The 21,214-nt window shown below is 71.6% G+C and carries 16 protein-coding genes and 1 pseudogene; 9 read left to right on the forward strand and 8 right to left on the reverse strand.

Annotated elements, in window-relative coordinates; genetic code table 11:
- Positions 1-8: 8 nt before the first annotated feature.
- Together ACFYY1_RS08310 and ACFYY1_RS08315 are read right to left on the reverse strand one after the other, a co-directional pair.
- Positions 9-1,220, reverse strand: coding sequence for a pyridoxal phosphate-dependent aminotransferase (locus ACFYY1_RS08310; RefSeq protein ID WP_266730067.1), 1,212 nt, complete (start codon positions 1,218-1,220; stop codon positions 9-11).
- A gap of 273 nt (positions 1,221-1,493) precedes the next feature.
- Positions 1,494-1,715 (reverse strand): annotated as a pseudogene (locus ACFYY1_RS08315) (arylamine N-acetyltransferase); the annotation flags it as partial.
- A gap of 131 nt (positions 1,716-1,846) precedes the next feature.
- Between ACFYY1_RS08315 and ACFYY1_RS08320 the strand changes: the two are divergent.
- The 4 genes from ACFYY1_RS08320 to ACFYY1_RS08335 all read left to right on the forward strand — a co-directional run bounded on the left by ACFYY1_RS08320 (position 1,847) and on the right by ACFYY1_RS08335 (position 4,945).
- The gene (locus ACFYY1_RS08320; protein WP_388582456.1) at positions 1,847-2,176 is read left to right on the forward strand and encodes a hypothetical protein; all 330 of its coding nucleotides are present in this window, start codon (positions 1,847-1,849) and stop codon (positions 2,174-2,176) included.
- 93 nt (positions 2,177-2,269) lie between these two features.
- The gene (locus tag ACFYY1_RS08325; protein WP_388582459.1) at positions 2,270-2,959 is read left to right on the forward strand and encodes a methyltransferase domain-containing protein; all 690 of its coding nucleotides are present in this window, start codon (positions 2,270-2,272) and stop codon (positions 2,957-2,959) included.
- A gap of 115 nt (positions 2,960-3,074) precedes the next feature.
- A complete protein-coding gene (locus tag ACFYY1_RS08330) occupies positions 3,075-3,944 on the forward strand; it encodes a GyrI-like domain-containing protein (RefSeq protein WP_388582462.1) in 870 nt (289 codons plus the stop codon).
- Positions 3,945-4,075: 131 nt separating this feature from the next.
- Positions 4,076-4,945 carry a serine protease gene (locus ACFYY1_RS08335; protein WP_388582465.1) on the forward strand — a complete coding sequence of 290 codons (870 nt, stop codon included), beginning with the start codon at positions 4,076-4,078 and terminating at the stop codon, positions 4,943-4,945.
- Between the two features lie 91 nt (positions 4,946-5,036).
- Here the strand turns inward: ACFYY1_RS08335 and ACFYY1_RS08340 are convergent, their stop codons facing one another.
- Positions 5,037-5,852, reverse strand: a complete 816-nt coding sequence (locus tag ACFYY1_RS08340) for a TetR/AcrR family transcriptional regulator (protein WP_388582468.1) — start codon at positions 5,850-5,852, stop codon at positions 5,037-5,039.
- A gap of 83 nt (positions 5,853-5,935) precedes the next feature.
- On the opposite strand from ACFYY1_RS08340, the gene ACFYY1_RS08345 reads away from it, so the two are divergent.
- Positions 5,936-6,772: a siderophore-interacting protein gene (locus ACFYY1_RS08345; protein WP_388582470.1), complete on the forward strand. Its 837-nt coding sequence runs from the start codon at positions 5,936-5,938 to the stop codon at positions 6,770-6,772.
- Positions 6,773-6,821: 49 nt separating this feature from the next.
- Here ACFYY1_RS08345 and ACFYY1_RS08350 read toward each other — a convergent pair whose 3' ends face one another.
- Both ACFYY1_RS08350 and ACFYY1_RS08355 read right to left on the reverse strand, forming a co-directional pair.
- Entirely contained in the window at positions 6,822-8,456 is a 1,635-nt protein-coding gene (locus ACFYY1_RS08350; RefSeq protein WP_388582473.1) for an amidohydrolase family protein, read from the reverse strand.
- Positions 8,457-8,689: 233 nt separating this feature from the next.
- Positions 8,690-10,018: an alanine racemase gene (locus ACFYY1_RS08355; RefSeq protein ID WP_388582476.1), complete on the reverse strand. Its 1,329-nt coding sequence runs from the start codon at positions 10,016-10,018 to the stop codon at positions 8,690-8,692.
- 107 nt (positions 10,019-10,125) lie between these two features.
- Between ACFYY1_RS08355 and ACFYY1_RS08360 the strand changes: the two genes are divergently transcribed.
- From ACFYY1_RS08360 to ACFYY1_RS08375, 4 genes are all read left to right on the forward strand, one after another.
- Positions 10,126-11,205 carry a sugar kinase gene (locus tag ACFYY1_RS08360; RefSeq protein WP_388582479.1) on the forward strand — a complete coding sequence of 360 codons (1,080 nt, stop codon included), beginning with the start codon at positions 10,126-10,128 and terminating at the stop codon, positions 11,203-11,205.
- Complete coding sequence (locus ACFYY1_RS08365) at positions 11,202-11,960, forward strand: IclR family transcriptional regulator (protein WP_351264086.1); 759 nt, start codon at positions 11,202-11,204, stop codon at positions 11,958-11,960. The genes ACFYY1_RS08360 and ACFYY1_RS08365 overlap by 4 nt, the downstream gene beginning before the upstream one ends.
- Before the next feature lie 6 nt (positions 11,961-11,966).
- Positions 11,967-12,377, forward strand: a complete 411-nt coding sequence (locus ACFYY1_RS08370) for a RidA family protein (RefSeq protein ID WP_093897317.1) — start codon at positions 11,967-11,969, stop codon at positions 12,375-12,377.
- Between the two features lie 243 nt (positions 12,378-12,620).
- Positions 12,621-14,096 carry a GntP family permease gene (locus ACFYY1_RS08375; protein WP_388582482.1) on the forward strand — a complete coding sequence of 492 codons (1,476 nt, stop codon included), beginning with the start codon at positions 12,621-12,623 and terminating at the stop codon, positions 14,094-14,096.
- A 64-nt stretch (positions 14,097-14,160) separates the two neighbouring features.
- On the opposite strand, the gene ACFYY1_RS08380 is transcribed toward ACFYY1_RS08375, so the two are convergent.
- From ACFYY1_RS08380 to ACFYY1_RS08390, 3 genes are all read right to left on the reverse strand, one after another.
- Positions 14,161-16,110 (reverse strand): serine/threonine protein kinase, encoded by a 1,950-nt coding sequence (locus ACFYY1_RS08380; protein ID WP_388582484.1) that lies wholly within the window; start codon positions 16,108-16,110, stop codon positions 14,161-14,163.
- 154 nt (positions 16,111-16,264) lie between these two features.
- Positions 16,265-18,559 (reverse strand): serine/threonine-protein kinase, encoded by a 2,295-nt coding sequence (locus tag ACFYY1_RS08385; RefSeq protein WP_388582486.1) that lies wholly within the window; start codon positions 18,557-18,559, stop codon positions 16,265-16,267.
- Between the two features lie 321 nt (positions 18,560-18,880).
- Positions 18,881-20,617 (reverse strand): chitinase, encoded by a 1,737-nt coding sequence (locus ACFYY1_RS08390; protein WP_388582489.1) that lies wholly within the window; start codon positions 20,615-20,617, stop codon positions 18,881-18,883.
- Positions 20,618-21,214: the final 597 nt, after the last annotated feature.

The raw sequence follows: 21,214 nt of genomic DNA on the forward strand, positions 1-21,214 counted from the left end.
GCCGGCCGCTACGGCTGGCCGTAGCCGTCCAGGAAGTGCGCGATCCGGGTCACCGCGTCCGTCAGATCCTCGGTCGACGGCAACGTCACCACCCGGAAGTGATCGGGTTCGGGCCAGTTGAACCCGGTGCCGTGCACGACCATGATCTTCTCGGCCCGCAGCAGATCGAGCACCATCTGCCGGTCGTCCTTGATCTTGTAGACCTTGGGGTCCAGGCGCGGGAAGAGATACAGCGCCCCCTTGGGCTTCACGCAGGTCACGCCCGGGATCTGCGTCAGCAGGTCGTACGCCGCATCGCGCTGCTCCAGGATCCGCCCGCCCGGCAGCACCAGGTCGTCGATCGACTGCCGGCCGCCCAGCGCGGTGGCCACGGCGTGCTGCGAGGGCATGTTGGCGCACAGCCGCATGTTGGCGAGGATCGTCAGCCCCTCGATGTACGAGGAGGCGTGCGCCTTCGGACCGCAGACCGCCAGCCACCCGGACCGGTAGCCGGCCACCCGGTAGTTCTTGGAGAGCCCGTTGAAGGTGAGCACCATCAGATCGGGCGCGATCGTCGCGGTCGGGGTGTGGGTCGCCCCGTCGTACAGGATCCGGTCGTAGATCTCGTCGGAGCAGACGACCAGGTTGTGGCGCCGGGCGATCTCCGTCAGCCCGCGCAGCATCTCGTCGTCGTACACCGCGCCCGTCGGGTTGTTCGGGTTGATGATCACGAGCGCCTTGGTGCGGTCGGTGATCCGCCGCTCGATGTCGGCGAGGTCCGGCATCCAGTCGGACTGCTCGTCGCACCGGTAGTGCACGGCCGTGCCGCCGGCCAGCGAGACCGAAGCGGTCCACAGCGGATAGTCCGGAGCCGGTACGAGGACCTCGTCGCCGTCGTCGAGCAGCGCCTGCATCGACATCTGGATCAGCTCGGAGACGCCGTTGCCCAGGTAGATGTCCTCGACGTCGAGGTCGATCCCCTTGGTCTGGTAGTGCTGCATCACCGCCCGCCGCGCGGACAGCAGCCCCTTCGCGTCGCCGTAGCCGTGCGCCCCGGAGAGGTTGCGCAGTATGTCCTCAAGAATCTCGGGCGGGCACTCGAACCCGAACGCGGCAGGGTTGCCGGTGTTCAGCTTGAGGATGCGGTGACCGGCCGCTTCCAGCCGCATCGCCTCCTCCAGCACGGGGCCCCGGATTTCGTAACAGACGTTGGCGAGCTTCGTGGACTGGATGACCTGCATGTCTGGGAGCTTACGACCGCGCCCCGCGCCCTGCTCGGCCTTTCCCTCCCGGTTGCCCCACCCGGGTATTTCCCCCGCCCCGCCCCGTCTTCCATCCCCATGCGCCCACCGTCCGTGACCGTGGGAACGCCGGGCGGGGCCGGGGGCGGGGCTTCGAATGCGGTGGAATCCGGGCGTGACGGACGCGGACGGGTGAGATGCGCCACGACGTCCCCCTTCCTCCCCCGCTCCCTCCTGTTCCGGCAGCCGGGTGCCCGGGGGCAGGCCGATGTCGAAGTCGGCCGCCAGTACGCGCAGCACCTCGTCGCCGTCCGCGAGTTCGCGTTCCTCGCGGGTGCCGTTCCGCGCGGTGACCGTGAGGGTGCGGCCGGTCAGTGAGAGAGGGGTGTCCGAGGTGGTGCGCTGGGCGTACACCCGGTGCGAGAACGGGGAGCGCGGGTTGGTCGCGATGCGCCGGTCGATCACCTCGTAGTCCGGCGCCTCGAAGGGTTCCAGCGGCCGGCCGCCTCCGGCCCGGGACGGAGGCGGCCCGGTTCCCGGGACCCCGGTCGCCGGGCGCCTCCTCCGTACCTCAGATGTGGCTCAACTCGGGTGGGAGCGCGCCTCTTGCCGGTGAGGATGACCACATGATCGGAAACGGGAAGCAGGATCTGGCCGTGGTCGTGGTGCGCGACGCGGAAGCCATCGGTGCGGCGCTCCGGCAGGCGCTGGAGACCGCGGGCGCGGAGGAGCGCCCCGGCCTGGAGCGGGCCCTCGCCGTGGTCGCCGAAGCGGCCGGCACACCGGACACGGAGCTGCGGGGCCGCTGGGCGGGGAGCCGGATCAGGGCGGGCGGCCACCAGGGCCCGCTCGACGCGGTCGCGGCGGTCAAGGCGCTCCGCAAGGCCGAGCCGGGCCTGAGCCTGCGCCAGGCGGTGCAGCTGTCGAGGGAGGCGGCCGCGACGGAGGCCGCGTAGGTGTGCGGGTGTGCGGGGCCGGTCCGTCGTACGGGCACGACGGCCCGGCGGAATTCGCAGGACGTGCCCGGCGCCCCGCCGTAGGGTCCCGCCATGGACTGGCAGGCATGGCACGATGCGTACGACGACCCCGACTCCTGGCTGACGCGGCGGCTGAGGGCCGTCCAGGACCGGATCCGGGACGCCCTGGACACCGCACCGCCCGGCCCGCTGCGCGTGATCAGCGTCTGCGCCGGGCAGGGCCGCGACCTCATCGACGTACTGGCGGGCCACCCCCGGCGCGACGACGTGCGGGCCCGGCTGGTGGAGCTGGATCCGGGGAACACCGCACTGGCCCGGGAGTCGGCCCGCAGGGCCGGGCTGACGCGGGTGGAGGTGGTGACGGGCGACGCCTCGCTCACCGATCACTGCCTCGGTCTTGCGCCGGCCGATCTCGTGCTGGTCTGCGGGGTGTTCGGCAATGTCGTCGATGCCGACATCGAGCGCACCATCGACACCTGCACCCGGCTGTGCGCGCCCGGCGGCACCGTCGTCTGGACCCGCAACCGCGCCGCACCCGACCGGGTGCCGCTGGTCTGCGACTGGTTCGAGGAGCGCGGCTTCGAGCTGCTGTGGCTGTCGGAACCGGACGCGGGGTACGGCGTCGGCGCGCACCGCTTCGTCGACGCGCACCGCTTCGCCGGTGAGCGAAGCGAACTCGTCCCGGGGCAGCGGATGTTCGACTTCGTCGGCTACGACGTCCTGAAGGCGGCGAGGACCGGCGACCCGGCCTCCGGCCGCTGATCAGCGGGGGGCGCCGGCCCGGCGGGCGGCCACCCGACCGCAACGGGCACAGGATGTCGGGCCCGCGGGGGTGCGCGGCTCCTAGCGTGAGGGTCCGTAAGGGAAGGAGACCGGGGTGCTGGAGAAGCTGAACCAGGCCATGGAGTACATCGAGAGCCGGCTCGGTCAGGAGATCGAGGCGGCCGAGCTGGCCCGGATCGCCATGACGTCGGAGTACCACTTCCGGCGGATGTTCTCCGCGCTGGCCGGGATGCCGCTCTCGGAGTACGTACGGCGCAGGCGGCTGACGCTCGCGGGCGCCGAAGTGCTCGCCGGGGAACGGACGTTGCTGGAGGTCGCCGTGCGCCACGGCTACTCCTCGGGCGAGGCGTTCGCGCGGGCGTTCCGGGCCATGCACGGCGTCGGTCCGGGCGAGGCCCGTCGGGTCGGTGCGGTTCTGCGGTCCCAGCCCCGGATGTCCTTCCGTCTCGTGGTCGAAGGGAGCAGCAGCATGGAGTACCGGATCGTGACGAAGGACGAGTTCCGGGTGGTGGGCAGGAAGGCGCGGGTCCCCCTGGTGCACGAGGGGGTCAACCCGGCCATCGCCGAGTTCGTCCGGGGCATCGGCAAGGAGACCGTGGAGCGCATCGCGGCCCTGTCCGACCAGCAGCCGGAGGGCATCGTCCAGGTCAGTGACAACCTCGCCCAGAGCCGCGCGGAGGGGACCGAACTCGACTACTACCACGCCGTAGTGACGAGTAGGCAGGAAGTGCCCGAGGATCTGGACGTACTGGTGGTCCCGGCCGGTGCCTGGGCCGTCTTCGAGAACACCGGGCCCTTCCCCCAGGCGCTCCAGTACCTGTGGCGGGACGTGTTCACCCAGTGGTTCCCGTCCAATCCGTACCGGAGCAGGCCGGGGCCCGAGATCCTGCGCGTCCGGCTCTCGCAGGACGGTGCGCGGGGCGAGGCGGAGCTCTGGATCCCGGTGGAGCCGGACAACGGCTGAGATCGACGGCTGGAAACCGCCCCTTGTGGGGGCCCCTTCAGTGCGCCAACATGCGCATGTCAAATCCGAAGGAGACTTCGGTGGGTGGGGGCCAACAGGACCCTGCCCAGGTCACTTGAGGGGACCCCCACATGAAGAAGCCTCTCGTCGGTGCGCTGTTCGCTGTCCTGCTCCTCGGGGCCGGCGTCGCGCCCGCAACCGCCGCAACCGCCGCAACCGGCCACGACGCGTCGTCGCCGGTCGCGGTCAAGGAGAAGGTCAGGCCCAAGGCGGTCAACTTCGCCGGGACCGTGGCGCTCAGCAACTGTTCCGGCTCCGTCGTCCGTACCCCGGACTCCCAGCCCGGTGACCCCGCGCTGGTGCTCTCCAACGGGCACTGCATGGAGACCGGATTCCCCGGCCCCGGCGAAGTCGTGTTCAACCAGCCGTCCACCCGCAGCTTCACCCTGCTGAACGCCTCGGGCAGCGGCGTCGGCACCCTGCGCGCCAGCAAGATCGCGTACGGGACGATGACGGACACCGACATATCGGTGTACCAGCTCACCCGCACCTACGCCCAGATCGAGAGCACCTACGGCATCAAGGCGCTGGAGCTCAACACCGCGCACCCGGTCCAGGGCACCGCGATCACCGTCGTGTCCGGCTACTGGAAGCGTACGTACGCCTGCAACGTCGACGGCTTCGTCTACCGCCTCAAGGAAGGGGAGTGGACCTGGAAGGACTCGGTCCGCTACACCTCCGCCTGTCAGACCATCGGCGGTACGTCGGGCTCCCCGGTGATCGACAACGCAACCGGCAAGGTCGTCGCCGTCAACAACACCGGCAACGAGGACGGCCAGGAGTGCACGGACAACAATCCGTGCGAGGTCGACGAGAACGGCAACGTGACGGTGCGCGAGGGCATCAACTACGCCCAGGAGACGTACGGCATCGTGCCGTGCATCGGTGCCGGCAACCAGTTCGACCTCGACCGTGCAGGGTGTGCCCTGCCCAAGCCGTGACCGTGACCATGACCGAGGCCGTGACCGTGGCCCCGTGAGTCACCTCGCCGCCGCGACGCCCGTCACCGGGTGCCGCGGCGGCGACGCGCGTTCACGGCTTCGCCGTACCTGCGATCGCCGCCCCGATCCCGTCGAGCAGCACCCCGAGCCCCACGTCGAACGTCTCCCTCGCCTCGCGCTCCAGGTACGGCACCGACTCCTCGCCGGGAGCCTGCGGTTGCGGGGTGGAAGCGGTCTCCATCGCCATCAGGTTCGGATAGCGCTCCGCGAAGTCGGGCGCCACCTCGCCCAGCAGCGCCGAGCGGGCGAACCACCACTCCTCGTCCGACTCGCCCGTCGCCGCCGCGGCCTGCCGCGCCTCGGCGACCGTCCCGGCGCAGCCGCGCACGAAGTGGGAGAGCGTGCCGACCAGCTGCCGCAGCAGACGTGCTTCGAGCCCGGTCGTGTTCAGCAGCCGCACGAGCGTGTCCAGCCCCGCGTATTCGTGCGGGCCGAGCACCGGGCGGGCCTGGGAGACCTGGAGCACCCAGGGGTGGCGGAGGTGGAATTCGAGCCTGTCCCGCGCCCACGCGGTCAGCCCCGCGCGCCAGTCGCCGGTCTCCTCGTACCGCGCGGGCAGCTCGGCGTGGACCGCGTCGTACATCAGGTCCAGCAGCTCGCTCTTGCCGGGGACGTAGGTGTAGAGCGCCATGGCGGTGCGGCCGAGCCGCTCGCCCACCGCGCGCATCGACAGCGCGGCCATGCCGTCCTCGTCCGCGACGGCGATCGCGGCGGTCACGATCGCATCGACGCTCAGCCCCGGCCTGGGGCCGGGACCGGGCCGCCGGCCCTGCTCCCGAGGTCCGTCGGCGCGCCACAACAGGGACATCGAACGGCGGGCGTCGCCCTGTCCGGCAAAGACCACCACTTGCGACTCCTTACGTCATAAAGTAACTTCGCCGAGTAATTCCTTACGGCATAAACTATCAGTCGGAGAGGGTGGAAGCCGCGATGGGGCAGGCTTTGACCGTGTCGTACGTACGGGTCGTCGGCGTGGAGCGGATCACTCCGCGTACGGCGCGCGTCACCTTCACCGGGGAGGCGCTGGCGGGGCTCATGGAGGACCGGCCCGACCAGCAGATGAAGCTCTGCTTCCCGAGGGAGGGGCAAGGGGTGCCCCGGCTGCCGGAGCCGGAGGCCGACGACACGTACGGCATGCGGTGGTACGAGGCGTACCTCGCGATTCCCGAGCCCGAGCGACCGCTGCTGCGGAGCTTCACCGTTCGCGCGTACGACCGGGGGCGTGACGTGATGACGGTCGACTTCGTGCTCCATGGCGACGACGGGCCCGCCGCCCGCTGGGGCCGGGACGCGCGGCCGGGCGATGTGCTCGGCATGGTCGGCCCGTCGTCGCTGTACGCCCGGCCGCTGCCCGCCGCCGACTGGCTGCTGCTGGCCGGCGACGAGTCGGCGCTCCCCGCGATCGCGACGCTGCTGGAGTCGCTGCCCGCCGGGGCGCGGGCGCTCGTCCGGGCCGAGGTCGCCGACGCGACGGAGGAGCGGCCGCTCGGCTCGGCCGGCGACGTGGACGTCCACTGGGTGCACCGGGACCGGGGCGGGTCGCTGGTGGACGCGGTGCGGACGGCGCCGCTGCCCGCCGGGACCGGAGCCGCGTGGCTGGCCGGTGAGGCGGGGGCGGTGCGGACCCTGCGCCGTCACCTGGTCGAGGAGCGCGGGCTGCCCCGGGCGGCCGTGCAGTTCAGCGGCTACTGGCGGCGCAGCCTCACCCAGGACGACGCCCCGACCGAGGAGGACCTGGCCTGGGCGAAGGAGCAGGCGGAGGAGTGATCAGGGAGCGGGCAGGGGGGCGAGGGCGGGGGAGTGAGGGCCGGGCGCGCTACGCGGTGGTGCGTCCCGCTCCCCGGACGGCCCGGCCTGCCAGTGTCTGGGTGCGGCGGCCGTCCTCGATGACGAAGCGGCCGTCGATCAGCACGTGCGGGATGCCGGCCGGCAGGGTGCGCGGCTCCTCGAACGTGGAGCCCGCCGCCACCGTCGCCGGATCGAAGAGCACCAGGTCGGCGCGGTAGCCCTCGCGGACGTACCCCCGGTCGGCCAGGCGCAGCCGCCGGGCCGGGCGCGAGGTGAGGTGGGCGACGCACTCCTCCAGCGAAAGGATGCCCAACTCCCGCACGTACCGGCCGAGATACTGCGGGAACGTGCCGTAGGCGCGCGGGTGCGGCTTGTCGCCCTGGAGGATGCCGTCGCTCCCCCCGGTGTGCACCCGGTGGCGCATGATCTGCCGCACGTTCTCCTCGTGGCCCACGTGCTGGAGGATCGTCGGGCCGAGCCGGTCCTCGACGAGCAGCCGGCGCGCGGTCGTCCAGGGCGCCTCGCCGCGCAGCCGCGCCGACTCGGCCACCGTGCGGCCCACGTGGCCGGCGAGGGCGGGGACGCCGACCCCCGAGATCTCGATGGTGTCCCACTCGATCGGCACGCCGTGGCAGCCGTCCGAGCCGAGTACCTCCAGGTGGTGCCGGATGCGTTCCGCCGTGGCGTCGTCGGCGAGGCGGGCGAGCACCGACTCGGGCCCGCCCTCGCTCGCCCAGCTCGGCAGCATCGCGACGAGGGTCGTGGAGCCGGGGGTGTACGGGTAGGTGTCGAGGGAGATGTCGGCGCCCGCGTCCAGGGCGTCGTCGAGCAGCGCGATCAGCTCGGGCGCCCTGCCCTTGTTCACGCCGAAGTTCATGGTGGCGTGGGCGAGATGGAGGGCGCAGCCCGCGTTCCTGGTGAGCTGCACCATCTCCTCGTACGCGCCGAGCGCGCCCGCTCCGTACGAGCGGTGGTGCGGGCAGTAGTAGCCGCCGTACTGGGCCACCACCCGGCACAGCTCGGTGAGTTCGGCGTCGTTCGCGTACATGCCGGGGGTGTACGTGAGGCCGGAGGACATGCCGACCGCGCCTTCCGCCATGCCCTGGGCGACGAGTTCCTTCATCCGGGTCAGTTCGGCATCGGTGGCGGGGCGGTCCTCCCAGCCCACCGCGTACATCCGGACCGTGCCCTGCGGGACGAGGTAGGCGGCGTTGACGGCGATGCCCCGGCCGTCGAAGTTGCGGTCCAGCCGGTCCAGGTACTCGCCGACCGTGCGCCAGTCGAAGTCGATGCTCGTGTCCCCGGGCGCACAGCCGTTCCAGCCGGTGATGGTGGAGCGGACCTCGGCGAGCGTCCGGTCGTCGACCGGGGCGTACGACAGGCCGTCCTGGCCGAGTACTTCGAGGGTGACGCCCTGCGCGGCCTTGGCGCTGTGGTCCGGGTCGCGGAGCAGCGCGAGATCGCTGTGCGCGTGCATGTCGATGAAGCCGGGCGCCAGGACGAGCCCGTCGGCGTCGAGCGTGCGGCGGGCGGAGGGGCGCGGGCCGGAGGAGCCCTCGGGGTGGATCCCGGCGATCCGGCCGTCGGCGATGGCCACATCGGCGCGGCGGCGGGGGGCGCCGGTGCCGTCGACGACGTGGGCGTTACGGATGACGAGGTCCATGGGGGCTCCCAGATCAAGCCCCTCCGGCGAACGGGGGAGCGCTTCAGCCCCTCCGGTGGCCGAGGAGCATTTCAAGCCCCTCCGGCGATTGAGGAGCAGGGGTCCGGGGGCGGAGCCCCCGGTTACGGGAAGGGGCGGGCGGGGCAGGGGAACCGCCCCGCAGGGCAGCTCCCCCTCCCGCAGCGGCAGGGCGTGGGGATCAGAGGATCGTGCGGATCAGAAGAACGGGCGGATCAGAAGAACGTGCGGATGTAGTCCGTGACCGTGCCGTCCGCCGCGACCAGCGGAATCAACTGCCACTTGTCGAAGCTGGTGCACGGATGCGACAGGCCCATCCCCACCCAGTCGCCCACCTCCAGCTCCGCACCCGGATCCGTACGCACCCACGCGTGCTGGTCCGACAGCCCGGTGACCGAGATGCCCGTCGCGGGCCGGACCGCGCCGTCCCGGCCGGACCGCACGACCTGCGCCTCGGGCAGGTCGAGGTCGTACGCCGCGTCCCGCTTGCCCGCGTTGAGGAACGCCTGCTCGGCCGACGGGCGCGACACGACCTGCGCCCACAGCCGGAAGGCGGGCTGCAGTTCCCCCTCCTCCGGCACCCGGTTGAACGGGGTCAGATGGCGGTAGTGGCCGTCGTCGTGCGAGACGTACGCCCCCGAGCGCAGCAGCTTCAGCACCGGCGCCGACAGCTCCGGGATCTGCGCGAACGCATCCGCCACCGCGTCGAACCACGCGCTGCCGCCCGCACTGATCACGATCTCCTCGCCGGACGCGAAGCGCCCCGCGCGGTCGAAGCCGACGGCCAGCGCGACGAGCCGGTCCACCCAGTCCCGTACCCGCTCGGCGGACGCCTGCGGCACCTCGCCCTCGTAACCGGCCACGCCCACCAGGCGCAGGGTCCCGGCCGCCGCCACCGCGTCGGCCACCGCCGCGCACTCGGCCTCGGTGCGGACCCCGGTGCGCGCACCCTCGCCCGCGCCCAGTTCCACCACGACGTCGACGGGGCGCGAGGCGCCCGCCGCACGCAGCGCCTCGTCCATCAGCTCCACGCCGCGCACCGAGTCGACGTAGCAGACGAAGCGGAACTCCGGGTCGGAGTCCAGCTCGGCGGCGAGCCAGCGCAGGGCCACGGCGTCGACGAGCTCGTTGGCGAGGAAGATCCGCCGGATCCCGTACGCCCGGTAGACCCGCGCCTGGTGCGGCACGGCGGCGGTGATGCCCCAGGCGCCGTACTCCAGCTGGCGGGCGAAGAGCTGCGGGGACATGGAGGTCTTGCCGTGCGGGGCGAAGGCGAGTCCGTGGCGCTCCGCGTACGTTTCCAGGAGGGCGAGGTTGTGCTCGACCGACTCGGCGGACAGGGCGAGCACCGGGGTGGTGAAGCCGCCCGTGAAGAGGTTGCGACGCTCGGCGGCGAGGGCGCCGACGGTCAGGCCCTCCGCGTCGGGCGGGAGCGCCTTGAAGCGGTGGTCGACCAGCTCGTCGGCGAGTCCGGACACAGGACGGTCGGCACCCAAGGGAGTCTCCTCGATCGAAGTCGTCGTTGCATCATATGCAACACCCATTGCGTATATCGCTTAACGCTGTCTAACATCCGAGCCGACGCCGGGTCAATGGCGTGCAACCCCGCCGCGCCCCGAACCCGCATCACCGAACCCGCGAGGAGCCCCGAGTGTCCGGAACCCCGGTCAGGACCGCCGACGCCGCCACGGCCGCCGAAGTCGTGTGCCTCGGCGAGTCCATGGTGACGTTCCTGCCGTCGCAGCCCGGACGCCTCGCCGACGTACCCTCCTTCGGCCGCGGCATCGGCGGCGCCGAGTCCAACGTCGCCTGCGCGCTGGCCGCCGCCGGGCACCGGACGGCCTGGGTCAGCCGGGTCGGCGCGGACGGCTTCGGCGACCACCTCGTCGAGGCGATCGCCGGCTACGGGGTCGACACCTCCGGCGTGCGGCGCGACCCCTCGCGGCCCACCGGGATCTACTTCCGCACCGCGACCGACCGCGCCACCGACGTGCACGAGGTCGCCTACTACCGGGCCGGCTCCGCCGCCTCCGCGATGTCACCCCGCAACATCCCGTACGTGACACTGCCCACGACCCGGGTCCTGCACCTGTCCGGCATCACCGCGGCGCTCTCCGCCGACTGCCTGGCCCTGCTCCACGACCTGACCGGGCCCCGCCCCGGCCGCCCGCTGATCTCCTTCGACGTCAACCACCGGCCCGGCCTGTGGCGCGACGCCGACGCCTCCCCCGAGGTGCTCCTCGACCTGGCCCGCCGCAGCGACCTGGTCTTCGTCGGCGAGGACGAGGCGGCCGAGGCGTGGGGGGTGACCGGCGCGGAGGCGATCCGCGCGGCGCTGCCGGAACCGGCGACGCTGGTCGTGAAGCGGGGCGCGGAGGGCGCGACGGTCTTCTCGGGCAGCGGTGCTGCCGATGGCGCCGGCGACGCCTCGGGGGCAGGTGCGGTCACCACCGTCCCCGCCCTGCGCGTGGACGTCGTCGCGCCCGTCGGCGCGGGCGACGCCTTCGCCGCCGGGTTCCTGTCCGCCACCCTGCGCGACCTGCCCGTACGCGACCGCGTCCGGCACGGCCACCTCATGGCCGCCGCCGTCCTCACCGTCCCCGGCGACCTCACCGCCCCGCCGGCCCGCGCGCACGCCGACGGCCTTGCCGCACTGGACGACGAGGCCTGGGGGAGACTTCGTCTCGGCCCCGGGTGGACGGGGGACGACCAGGAGGTACGTACGACATGAGTCAGACCGTCGACCGGGCGCTGAGCATCCTGCCGCTGCTCGCCCAGGGACCCGCCGACCTCGGCCAGGTCGCCGAGCGGCTCGGCGTCCACAAGTCCACGGCGCTGCGCCTGCTCCGTACGCTCCACGAGCACGGCCTCGTCTACCGCCAGCAGGACCAGCGCTACCGGCTCGGCGCCCGCCTCTTCGCCCTTGCGCAGGAGGCCGTCGAGAACCTCGACGTACGGGAGATCGCCCACCCCCACCTCGTCGAACTCAACGAGAGCTGCGGCCACACCGTGCATCTCGCGGTGTACGAGGAGCAGGAGGTCCTCTACATCGACAAGGTCGAGAGCCGCTACCCGGTCAGGATGTACTCGCGGATCGGCAAGCCCGTCGCGATCACCGTCGCCGCCGTCGCGAAGCTGCTTCTGGCCGACCTCACCGAGCCCGAGCGGCGCGCCATCGCCGAGAAGCTCGACTACCCCATGTACACGTCCCGTTCGACCCCGAACGCCGGTGCCTTCCTCAAGGAGCTCACCGTCGTCCGCGAACAGGGCTGGGCCACCGACCTCGGCGGCCACGAGGAGTCCATCAACTGCGTCGGCGCCCCCATCCGGGGGGCGGACGGGCGGGTCGTCGCAGCGATGTCGGTCTCCGCGCCCAATGTCGTCGTCACGGCCGAGGAACTCCTCACCCTGCTCCCGCTGGTGCGCCGCACCGCCGACTCCATCAGCCGGGAGTACTCCGGCACCACCCGACCCAAGAAAGCCTGAACAGCCATGACCGAGAAGATCGCCCTCACCCCGAGCACCCACACCACGCCCCCCGCGAAGTTCTCGCACGGGGTGAAGAAGGGGAACATCCTCCAGGTCGCCGGCCAGGTCGGATTCCTGCCCGCCGTCGAGGGCCAGGCCCCGACCCCCGCCGGGCCCACGCTGCGCGAGCAGACCCTGCAGACCTTCGCCAACGTCAAGGCGATCCTGGAGGAGGGCGGCGCGAGCTGGGACGACGTGATGATGATGCGCGTCTACCTCACGGACGTGGACCACTTCGCCGAGATGAACGAGATCTACAACGCCTACTTCGGCGAGCAGAACCTCAAGGCCGCCCCCGCCGCCCGTACGACGGTCTACGTCGGCCTCCCCAAGGGCCTCCTGATCGAGATCGACGCGCTCGCGGTCCTCGGCTGATCCGGCTTCACCGCCTGAGCCGGCTTCACCAGCTGAGCCGGCCGAACTGATTGAGCCGGCCAAACTGAATGACCCGGCCGAACTGATTGAACCGGTCGAGCTGATCGAACCGGTCGAACCGGCTGATCCACTTGTCGCAACCGCACCGACGCCCCACCGCGCACGGCACGGCGCCCCGCCCCACGGGGGCGCCGTGCCGCGCTCCCCCACACCCGAAATCCGTCGCCCCCAACGGAGTCACGCATGCTGCTCGCCGCAACCCCACCACCGGCCGAGACACCGCCCCACACCGGCGGAATCCTCCCGCTCATCGACGGCACCGGTGGTCTGCTGACCGTCGCCGCCCTCGGGATCGCGCTCCTCCTCTTCCTGATCATCAAGGTCAGGCTGCAGCCGTTCGTCGCGCTGCTCGCCGTTTCCATAGCCGTCGGCCTGGGCGCCGGGCTCTCCGTCACCGAGCTCTTCGGTACGGTCCAGAGGTCCGCCGCCGTCTCCGTCATCGAATCCGGCATGGGCGGCATCCTCGGCCATGTGGCGATCATCATCGGCCTCGGCACGATGCTCGGCTCGATCCTCGAAGTCTCCGGCGGAGCCGAGGTGTTGAGCACCCGCCTGCTCAACCTCTTCGGCGAGAAGCGCGCCCCGCTCGCCATGGGCCTCACCGGCCTGATCTTCGGCATCCCGGTCTTCTTCGACGTCGGCATCTTCGTCCTCGCACCGATCGTGTACGCCGCCGCCAAGCGCTCCGGCAAGTCGATCCTGCTCTACTCCATGCCGCTGCTGGCGGGCCTCTCGATGACCCACGCCTTCCTGCCGCCGCACCCCGGCCCGGTCGCCGCCGCCGGACTCTTCCACGTCTCCCTCGGCTGGGTCATCCTGATGGGCGCCGTCGTCGGTATCCCGTCCGTCCTCGCCGCCTGGGGCTACGCTGCCTGGATCGGGAAGCGGATCTTCGTCGCGGTCCCGCAGGACATGGTCGAGGCCGCCGAGGAGGCCAAGGCGGCGGTCGTCGCCGAGCAGCGGGCCGCCGGGGTCACCCCGCGCGAGGAGCCGGTCGCGCTCTCCACCGTACTCACGATCATCGGCACCCCGCTGGTGCTGATCCTCGCCGCGACGTTCTCCTCGATCGCGCTGGACCCCTCCACCCCGCGCTCGGTCATCGAGTTCTTCGGCAACCCCTTCGTCGCCCTGACGATCGCGCTGGTGCTGGCGTACTACCTGCTGGGCATCCGCCGCGGCTGGTCCCGCAAGTCCCTGGAATCGGTGTCCACCTCATCCCTGAAGCCGGTCGGCAACATCCTGCTGGTGGTCGGCGCGGGCGGTGTGTTCGGCGCCGTCCTCAAGGCCAGCGGCATCGCGGACGCCCTCGCCAAGACCTTCAACGACGTCGGCCTGCCGGTCATCCTGCTCGCCTGGCTGATCTCCGTGGTCCTGCGCGTCGCCCAGGGCTCGGCGACCGTGGCCATCGTCACCACCGCCGGCATCGTCGTCCCCCTGGTCGAGGGCCAGGACCTCTCGCAGGCCCACCTGGCCCTGATCATCATGGCGATCTCGGCCGGCTCGATCTTCGCCTCCCATGTGAACGACGGCGGCTTCTGGATGGTGTCGAAGTACTTCGGCATCTCCGAGCGCGACACCCTGAAGTCCTGGACGGTCCTGGAGACCGTCCTGTCGGTCGCGGGATTCGCGGTGGCGGCGCTGCTGAGCCTGGTGATCTAGGTTCTTTGTCCTTTCGTCCGGCTCGGGCAGGGGCTCAGGCATGGCTCGGACCGACTCGACCGGCTCAGGCCTGGCTGACGCAGATGATGTTCTTGCCCTTGTCCACCTTCCAGTACCAGTAGCGCTGCCCGGCGTTCGCCGGACAGATCTGGCCGCTGTACGACTTGGGTGCCCGGTAGTAGCCGGTGATCTGCGCGATCGACTGGCCTGCGACGGGCACCTTGTCGGCGTTGCAGCTCCAGACCACGAGCAGACGGGCGTTGCCGTTGCCGTCCAGATCGGCGGGGAAGCACTGGCCCTTGCGGAACTGACGGGTCAGACACAGCGTCGTGTTCATGTCGTCCTTCGCGGCGTGGTACCAGGTGCCGCTGCCGTTCTCCGAGGGGCAGGGGTCGGGGGTGCCGCCGGTCGAGTAGGCGCGGGTGACATAGACGTACGCGTTGGTGGAGTCGCAGGCGACCTGCTGCGGCACCTCGGAGCTCCAGTTCCCGTACCCGTCGTCGTAGACGTTGAGGCACTGGCCGCTGGTCACGTACCGGAAGGCCCGGTCGACGGCATCGGCGGTCGGGGTGGGCGTGGGCGTGGGCGTCGGGGTCCGCATCGCGTTGGTGCCGTAGCTGCTGCCGCTGGTGCTCTGCGTGCCCGGCGTCTCCCAGGGCCGGTAGATCAGGAGTACCAGGACGATGAGCGGCACGAGCAGCCAGCTCGCGGAGGGGGACGACTTCTTCGGCGGTGCCAGAGGTGTGGGCGTGGGGGTGGGGGTGGGGGTGGGGCGCGGTCTCGACGGGGACCCGGACGAGTCCGGGCGCGCCGAAGAGGCACGCGCCCGCGCCCGCTGCGCGGCCTTTTCCCGCTCCGCCCGCTCCCGCGCGGCTCGCTTGTCCGCCCGCTCGCGCTCCGCGCGCTCGTGCTCCTTCGCGGCGCGTTCCCGCTCCCGCGCGGCTCGCTTGCGCTCCCGCAGCTGCGCCTCGCGCTCCGCCGTGTACATCCGTGTCGGCCCCGGCGGCGGAACCGCGCTCGTGCGCTGGTCCCTGCTCGTGCGCTGGTCCATGGTCAGGGCGTCCGGGTCGATCAGGCCCGCGCGGCTGAGCTCCCGGCCCTGGGCCGCGTACGCGCCGATCAGTTCCGTCCACCGCGGTGGCAGCCAGCGGCTCCCGCTCTGTGTGGCGGGCATTCCGGCTTGGTCGCGGTGGAAGCGGGCGAGTAGTTCGGCGGGTTCGGGGCGTTGGGTGGGGTTGGTGGCGAGGCAGGGGCGGATGGTGGGGACGAGTTCTTTGGGTAGTCCGTCGAGGTCGAGTTCGCCGCGTTGGACGCGGGCGAGGAGTCGGAGGGTGTCGCCGTCGGCGGCGTAGGGGGGTCGTCCGGTGGCGAGCATGAAGAGGGTGGCGCCGAGGGAGTACACGTCGGAGGCTGCTGTGGATGCTTCGCCGCGTGCTTGTTCGGGGGAGGTGAAGGCGATGGTGCCCAGGGTCAGGCTGGTGCGGGTGAGGTCGGCGGCGTGCGAGATGCCGAAGTCGATCAGCCGTGGCCCGTCGAGCGGCAGCAGCACGTTCTGCGGCTTCACGTCGCGGTGCACGATGCCTTCGCGGTGGAGGGTGACCAGCGCTTCCGCCGTGCCGGCCGCCACCCATCGCACTGCCGACGCGGGCAGCACGCCGCAGCTGCGGACGAGTTCGGAGAGCGGCGGTGCGGCGATGTAGTCGATGGCCATCCACGGCCGTTCGGCGTCCGGGTCCGCGTCCCGTACCCGCGCCGTGTGCACGCTGTCGATCCGCTGTGCGAGCTTCACCTCGCGGGCGAACCGCCGCCGGTCGACCTCGCTGACCGCACCTTCGGCGAGCAGCGTCTTCACCGCGACGAGTTCTCCGGCGTCCTGCCCGCCGCTGCCCCGTGCGTCGCCCACGGCCAGATAGATCCGCCCCATGCCGCCGGACGCCAGCCGTTTGATCAGCCGGTACCGCCCGAGAACTGTCGGATCGTCCCCGCTCAGCGCCTGAATCCGCGCCCCGGCCATGTCATTCCCCCTGTCGCACAACCGCACCTCCATCAAGGTGGCACGCGACCTCGTCCGGGGCTACGGACCGGCCTGTCCCGGACAGCGCGCGGCCGGTCCGGGACAGACAAGGGGGAGGTGCACGGGGTGCATGGGGGAGTTGTGCCGCGTCCGGTCAGGCCGCCGAGGCGCAGATGATGCTCCGGCCGTTGTTCACCTGCCAGTACCAGAACCGCTCCCCCTGCCCGGCCGGGCAGGTCCACTTGGTGCCGGCCGAGGGCGCCCGGTAGTACCCGGTTATCCGCAGGATCGACTGGTCGGCCTGGGGGACGGTCGACGAGTTGCAGGACAGCACCACCGTCAGATCGGCGCTGACGGAACTCTGGACGTTCGCGGGGAAGCACTGGCCCACCTGGTACACCCGGTCGAGGCAGAGCGTGCGCTCGATCCCGTCCTCACCGGACTTGTGCCACCAGGTGAACCCCTGCCCCGTGTCGCAGGAGCTGGACTCCCCGGGCCGGGAGGTGACGCGGTTGACGTGCATATAGGCGTTCCAGGCCCGGCAGTTGACCCGGACCGGGGTCGTGGTGCTCATCTTGCCGTGCCCGTCGCCGTACACATTGAGGCAGTCACCGGCGTTCACGGCGCGGAACGCCAGATCGGTGGCGTCGGGTGTGGGCGTCGGTGTGGGCGTGGGTGTCGGGGTCGGTGACGGCTCGTCGTCGATGCTGCCCGAATCGTCCGAGGCACCTCCGGAATCGTCGCTACTGCTGCTGTCGTTGTCGTCGGTGCCGGTGGTCTCGTCGTCGGAGTGGGTGTCGAGACTGCTGCCGGACGTGACGGCACCGGAAGCGGTGGTGCCGGCGGAGGAGCCGCCGCTGTCGCTCGCCTTCCCCGAGGTCTCCCAGGGCTGCCAGATCACCAGGGCGACGACGACGGCGACGGCGATCAGCCAGCCCCAGTTCGAGGAGCTGCCCGAGGTGGTTCCCGGCGGGCGCGTCGTGCCGCCTGCGGGCGAGGCGTTGGCGGGCGCGGCCGCCCGCGCCCGCGCGGTTCGGATCGCCTGCGCGGCACGGGCGGCCTCCTCCGCGCGCTCCCTCTCGGCACGCTCCCGCCTGGCACGGTCCTGCGCGGCCGCTTCCCGCCGGGCCTGGTTCTGCGCGGCCCGCCGCCGCTCGGCACGGGCGGCCTCCTGCCGGGCGGCTTCCGCGCGTTCGCGCTCGACGCGCTGCGCCTCCTGCCTGGCGGCTCCCGCGCGTTCGCGCTCCGCCCGCTCCCGCGCGGCGCGCTCGGCCTGTTCGCGCTCCGCCCGCTCCCGCTCGGCCTGCTCCGCCCGCTGCCGCTCCGCCAGTCCTGCGAGGGCCGCCAGCTCCTGCCGGGTACGGTCGCGGCGGGCCCGGTCGCGGGCGGCGCGGGCCCTGCGCTCCTCCGTGTACACCATCGTCGGGCGGGGTGGCGGCACCGCGTTCGTACGCCCGTCGGCGGTCGGCGCCGCCGGGGCCGCGCCGCGGCCGTTCGCGAGTTCCAGGCCCTGGGTCGCGTACGCGCCGATCAGTTCCGTCCACCGCGGTGGCAGCCAGCGGCTCCCGCTCTGTGTGGCGGGCATTCCGGCTTGGTCGCGGTGGAAGCGGGCGAGTAGTTCGGCGGGTTCGGGGCGTTGGGTGGGGTTGGTGGCGAGGCAGGGGCGGATGGTGGGGACGAGTTCTTTGGGTAGTCCGTCGAGGTCGAGTTCGCCGCGTTGGACGCGGGCGAGGAGTCGGAGGGTGTCGCCGTCGGCGGCGTAGGGGGGTCGTCCGGTGGCGAGCATGAAGAGGGTGGCGCCGAGGGAGTACACGTCGGAGGCTGCTGTGGATGCTTCGCCGCGTGCTTGTTCGGGGGAGGTGAAGGCGATGGTGCCCAGGGTCAGGCTGGTGCGGGTGAGGTCGGCGGCGTGCGAGATGCCGAAGTCGATGACCCGGGGGCCCTCCAGCGGCAGCAGCACGTTCTGCGGCTTCACATCACGGTGCACGATGCCCACCCCGTGCAGGGTGACCAGCGCCTCCGCGGTCCCGGCGGCGATCCACCGCACTGCCGACGCGGGCAGTACCCCGCAGCTGCGGACGAGTTCGGAGAGCGGCGGTGCGGCGATGTAGTCGATGGCCATCCACGGCCGCTCGGCGTCCGGGTCCGCGTCCCGTACCCGCGCCGTGTACGCGCTGTCGACCCGCTGTGCGAGCGACACCTCGCGGGCGAACCGCCGCCGGTCGGTCTCGCTGACGTTCCCCTCGGCCAGCAGCGTCTTGACTGCGACCAGCCCCCGACCGCCGCCCCGACCGCCGCCGCGCTCACCGCTGCGCTCGCCACCGCGCTCACCGCTGCGGGCCAGATAGATCCGCCCCATGCCGCCGGACGCCAGCCGTCCGATCAGCCGGTACGGTCCGAGCGTCGCCGGATCGTCCGCGCCCAGTGCCTGCACCCGCGCCCCGGCCATGTCCCGCCCCCTGTCGCATCACCGTCGAGCCCGTCGAGCCCAACAACGGTGCCATGTACGCGTCCGAACAGCCATGGAATGCGGGAAGTCCCGGACACTCTGTTGCCGGCCCGGGACAGGGCTGGGACGGCCCCGGGAACGGGACGCGGCAACGGGACGCGGCAACGGTCCTGGTAACCGCCCCGGGAACGGCCCCGGCCCCGGCCCCGTCCCCGTCCCCGGAACGTGCAGCAGCGCCGCCGGGGGAGCGGCGGCGCTGCTGGTCACTGATGCCGGCCGATGGTTACGGCAGGCCGTGCACGCGTGGGTGTCAGCTGTTGGTTACGGCAGGCCGTGCACGTGCGGGCCCACCGCGTTCGACCAGGCGTTGCCCGCCGTGGCGTCCCAGTTGGTCGACCAGGTCATCGCCCCGCGCAGCCCCGGGTAGGTCTTCGAGGGCTTGAAGGAACCGCAGCCGGTGCCCTTGGCCAGGCAGTCCAGCGCCGCGTTCACGACCGAGGGCGCCACGTAGCCGCTGCCCGCGCCGCGCGTGGAGGCCGGCACACCGAGGCCGACCTGGGACGGATCGAGGCCGCCCTCCAGCTGGATGCAGGCGAGCGCGGTGAGGAAGTCCACCGAACCCTGCGAGTAGACCTTGCCGTCGCAGCCCAGCATCGAACCACTGTTGTAGTACTGCGTGTTGACGACGGTCAGGATGTCCTTGATGCCGAGCGCCGTCTTGAAGTACTCACCGGACGTGGACTGCATGTCGATGGTCTGCGGCGCCATCGTGATGACGAGGCCCGAGCCCGCCTTCTGCGACAGCGAGCGCAGCGCCTTCGTCATGTACGTGGAGTTGAGTCCGTTCTCCAGGTCGATGTCGACGCCGTTGAAGCCGTACTCCTGGATGAGCGAGTAGACCGAGTTCGCGAAGTTGGTCGCGGAGGCGTCGCTGTTGACCGAGATGGAGCCCTTCTCGCCGCCGACCGAGATGATGACGTTCTTCCCGGCCGCCTGCTTCGCCTTGATGTCGGCCTTGAACTGGTCGACGGTGTAGCCGTTCAGGCCCGCCGTGTCCAGGTTGAAGGTGACGGCGCCCGGCGTGGTCGTGGCGTCGGCGAAGGAGACCGCGATGATGTCGTAGTCGGCGGGCACGTCGCTGAGCTTCTGCACGGTCGCGCCGTTGTTGAAGTTCTGCCAGTAGCCGGTCACCGCGTGCTTGGGGACGGAGGTGCCGGGGTTGGGGTTGCCGCCGCCCTCCTTGGCCGTACGGCCGCTGACCGTCGAGGACTTGACGGACTCACCGGCCGCGTTGGTGGCGGTCACCGCGAACTGGTACGCGGTGTCGGCGGCCAGCCCCGTGACGGTCGCCGAGTTCCCGGTGGTCGTGGTGGCCTTCGCGCCGTCCCGGTAGACGGTGTAGCCGGTCGCGCCGGAGACCGCGTTCCAGGACAAGGCCACGGAGGAGGAGGTGGCCGTGCCGACCGTCAGGCCGGCCGGGGCGGACGGGATGGTCGGCTCCGGGTCGGTGCCGCCCCCGCCGTCGGGGCCGTTGACCGACACGTCGTCCACCAGATAGGCGGCCTGCCCGTACCAGCCGTGCGTGTAGACCTGGACCGAGGTGGTGCCGGGACCGGTCTTGAAGCTGGTGGTGAGCTGCGTCCAGTCGCCGGAGCCGGGGGACCAGGTCGACACGTCGGTGGTCCCGGTGCCGCTCGCGCCGAGGTACGCGTACCCGCCCTGCACCCAGGAGCTGAGCGTGTACGTCGAGTCGGGCTTCACGGCCACGGTCTGGGTGCACCGTGCGGTGTCCTGACCGGCCGGGGTGGCCTTGAGGGCCGCGGTGCCGCCGTGCACGGGGGAGGAGACGGTGGTGCCGCTGCCGCCGGAACAGGTCCAGTTGGCGAGCCCGGATTCGAAGCCCGCGTTCTTGGCGACGTTGATATCGGCGGCCTGGGCGTTTCCGGCGAGGCCCGTGGCGGTCAGCGCGCCGGCTGCGAGGACGGCCGCGGCGGCGCCGGCGAGGGGACGGCTGTAACGTCTGCGGATTCTGTGGCCGTTGGCGGGGGAAGGTTCCACTTGCAGCCTCCGTGGGGGAGTCGGGGATGCCTGCCGGGGTGCTCGGCGAGGAGCCGGCGGGGTGGACCGGCGGTACTCGGGCCGTCCGGCGGGTGACGGGCAGAAGAAGGAGATGTGGAGTTGAGGAACGGTGGCCACCGCTGGCCGACAAAACTGGTCCAGACCAATCGAGTTGTCAAGACCTCTGGCAACGGGACCTGCGGCGACCCTGTCCGTCCGACCGCTTCCGAACGGGTCCATCAGGGGCTCGCGAGTGCCTCCGCTTGGGCTCCGAACCGGCCTCGGCTTCCCTGTGAATTGACGTTTTGTTGACCTCGTCGGGCCGTGTCGCACCCCGTGCGGGTGAAGTGCAGGGAGTGCTCGGACAGTGACCGTCCGGCCTTCGCGGGGGCGGGTGCGGCAGGTTCCGCATCCGCGCTGACGTGCGGCGATGAATTCGGGGTCGGGGTAACCGGAAGGTGTATCGGTAACCCTCCGCAGTTGTACAGAAGTTGACGATTTTCGATTTGGTCCGATTTAGCACCGGGGCGTTACGCGGGCGCCTCGCACACGTTGTCGGACTGGCCTCCGAAAAGTGTTCTCTGCCAGGTAAGACGT

The sequence above is a fragment of the Streptomyces sp. NPDC001890 genome (genome assembly GCF_042891445.1).
Taxonomy (GTDB): domain Bacteria; phylum Actinomycetota; class Actinomycetes; order Streptomycetales; family Streptomycetaceae; genus Streptomyces.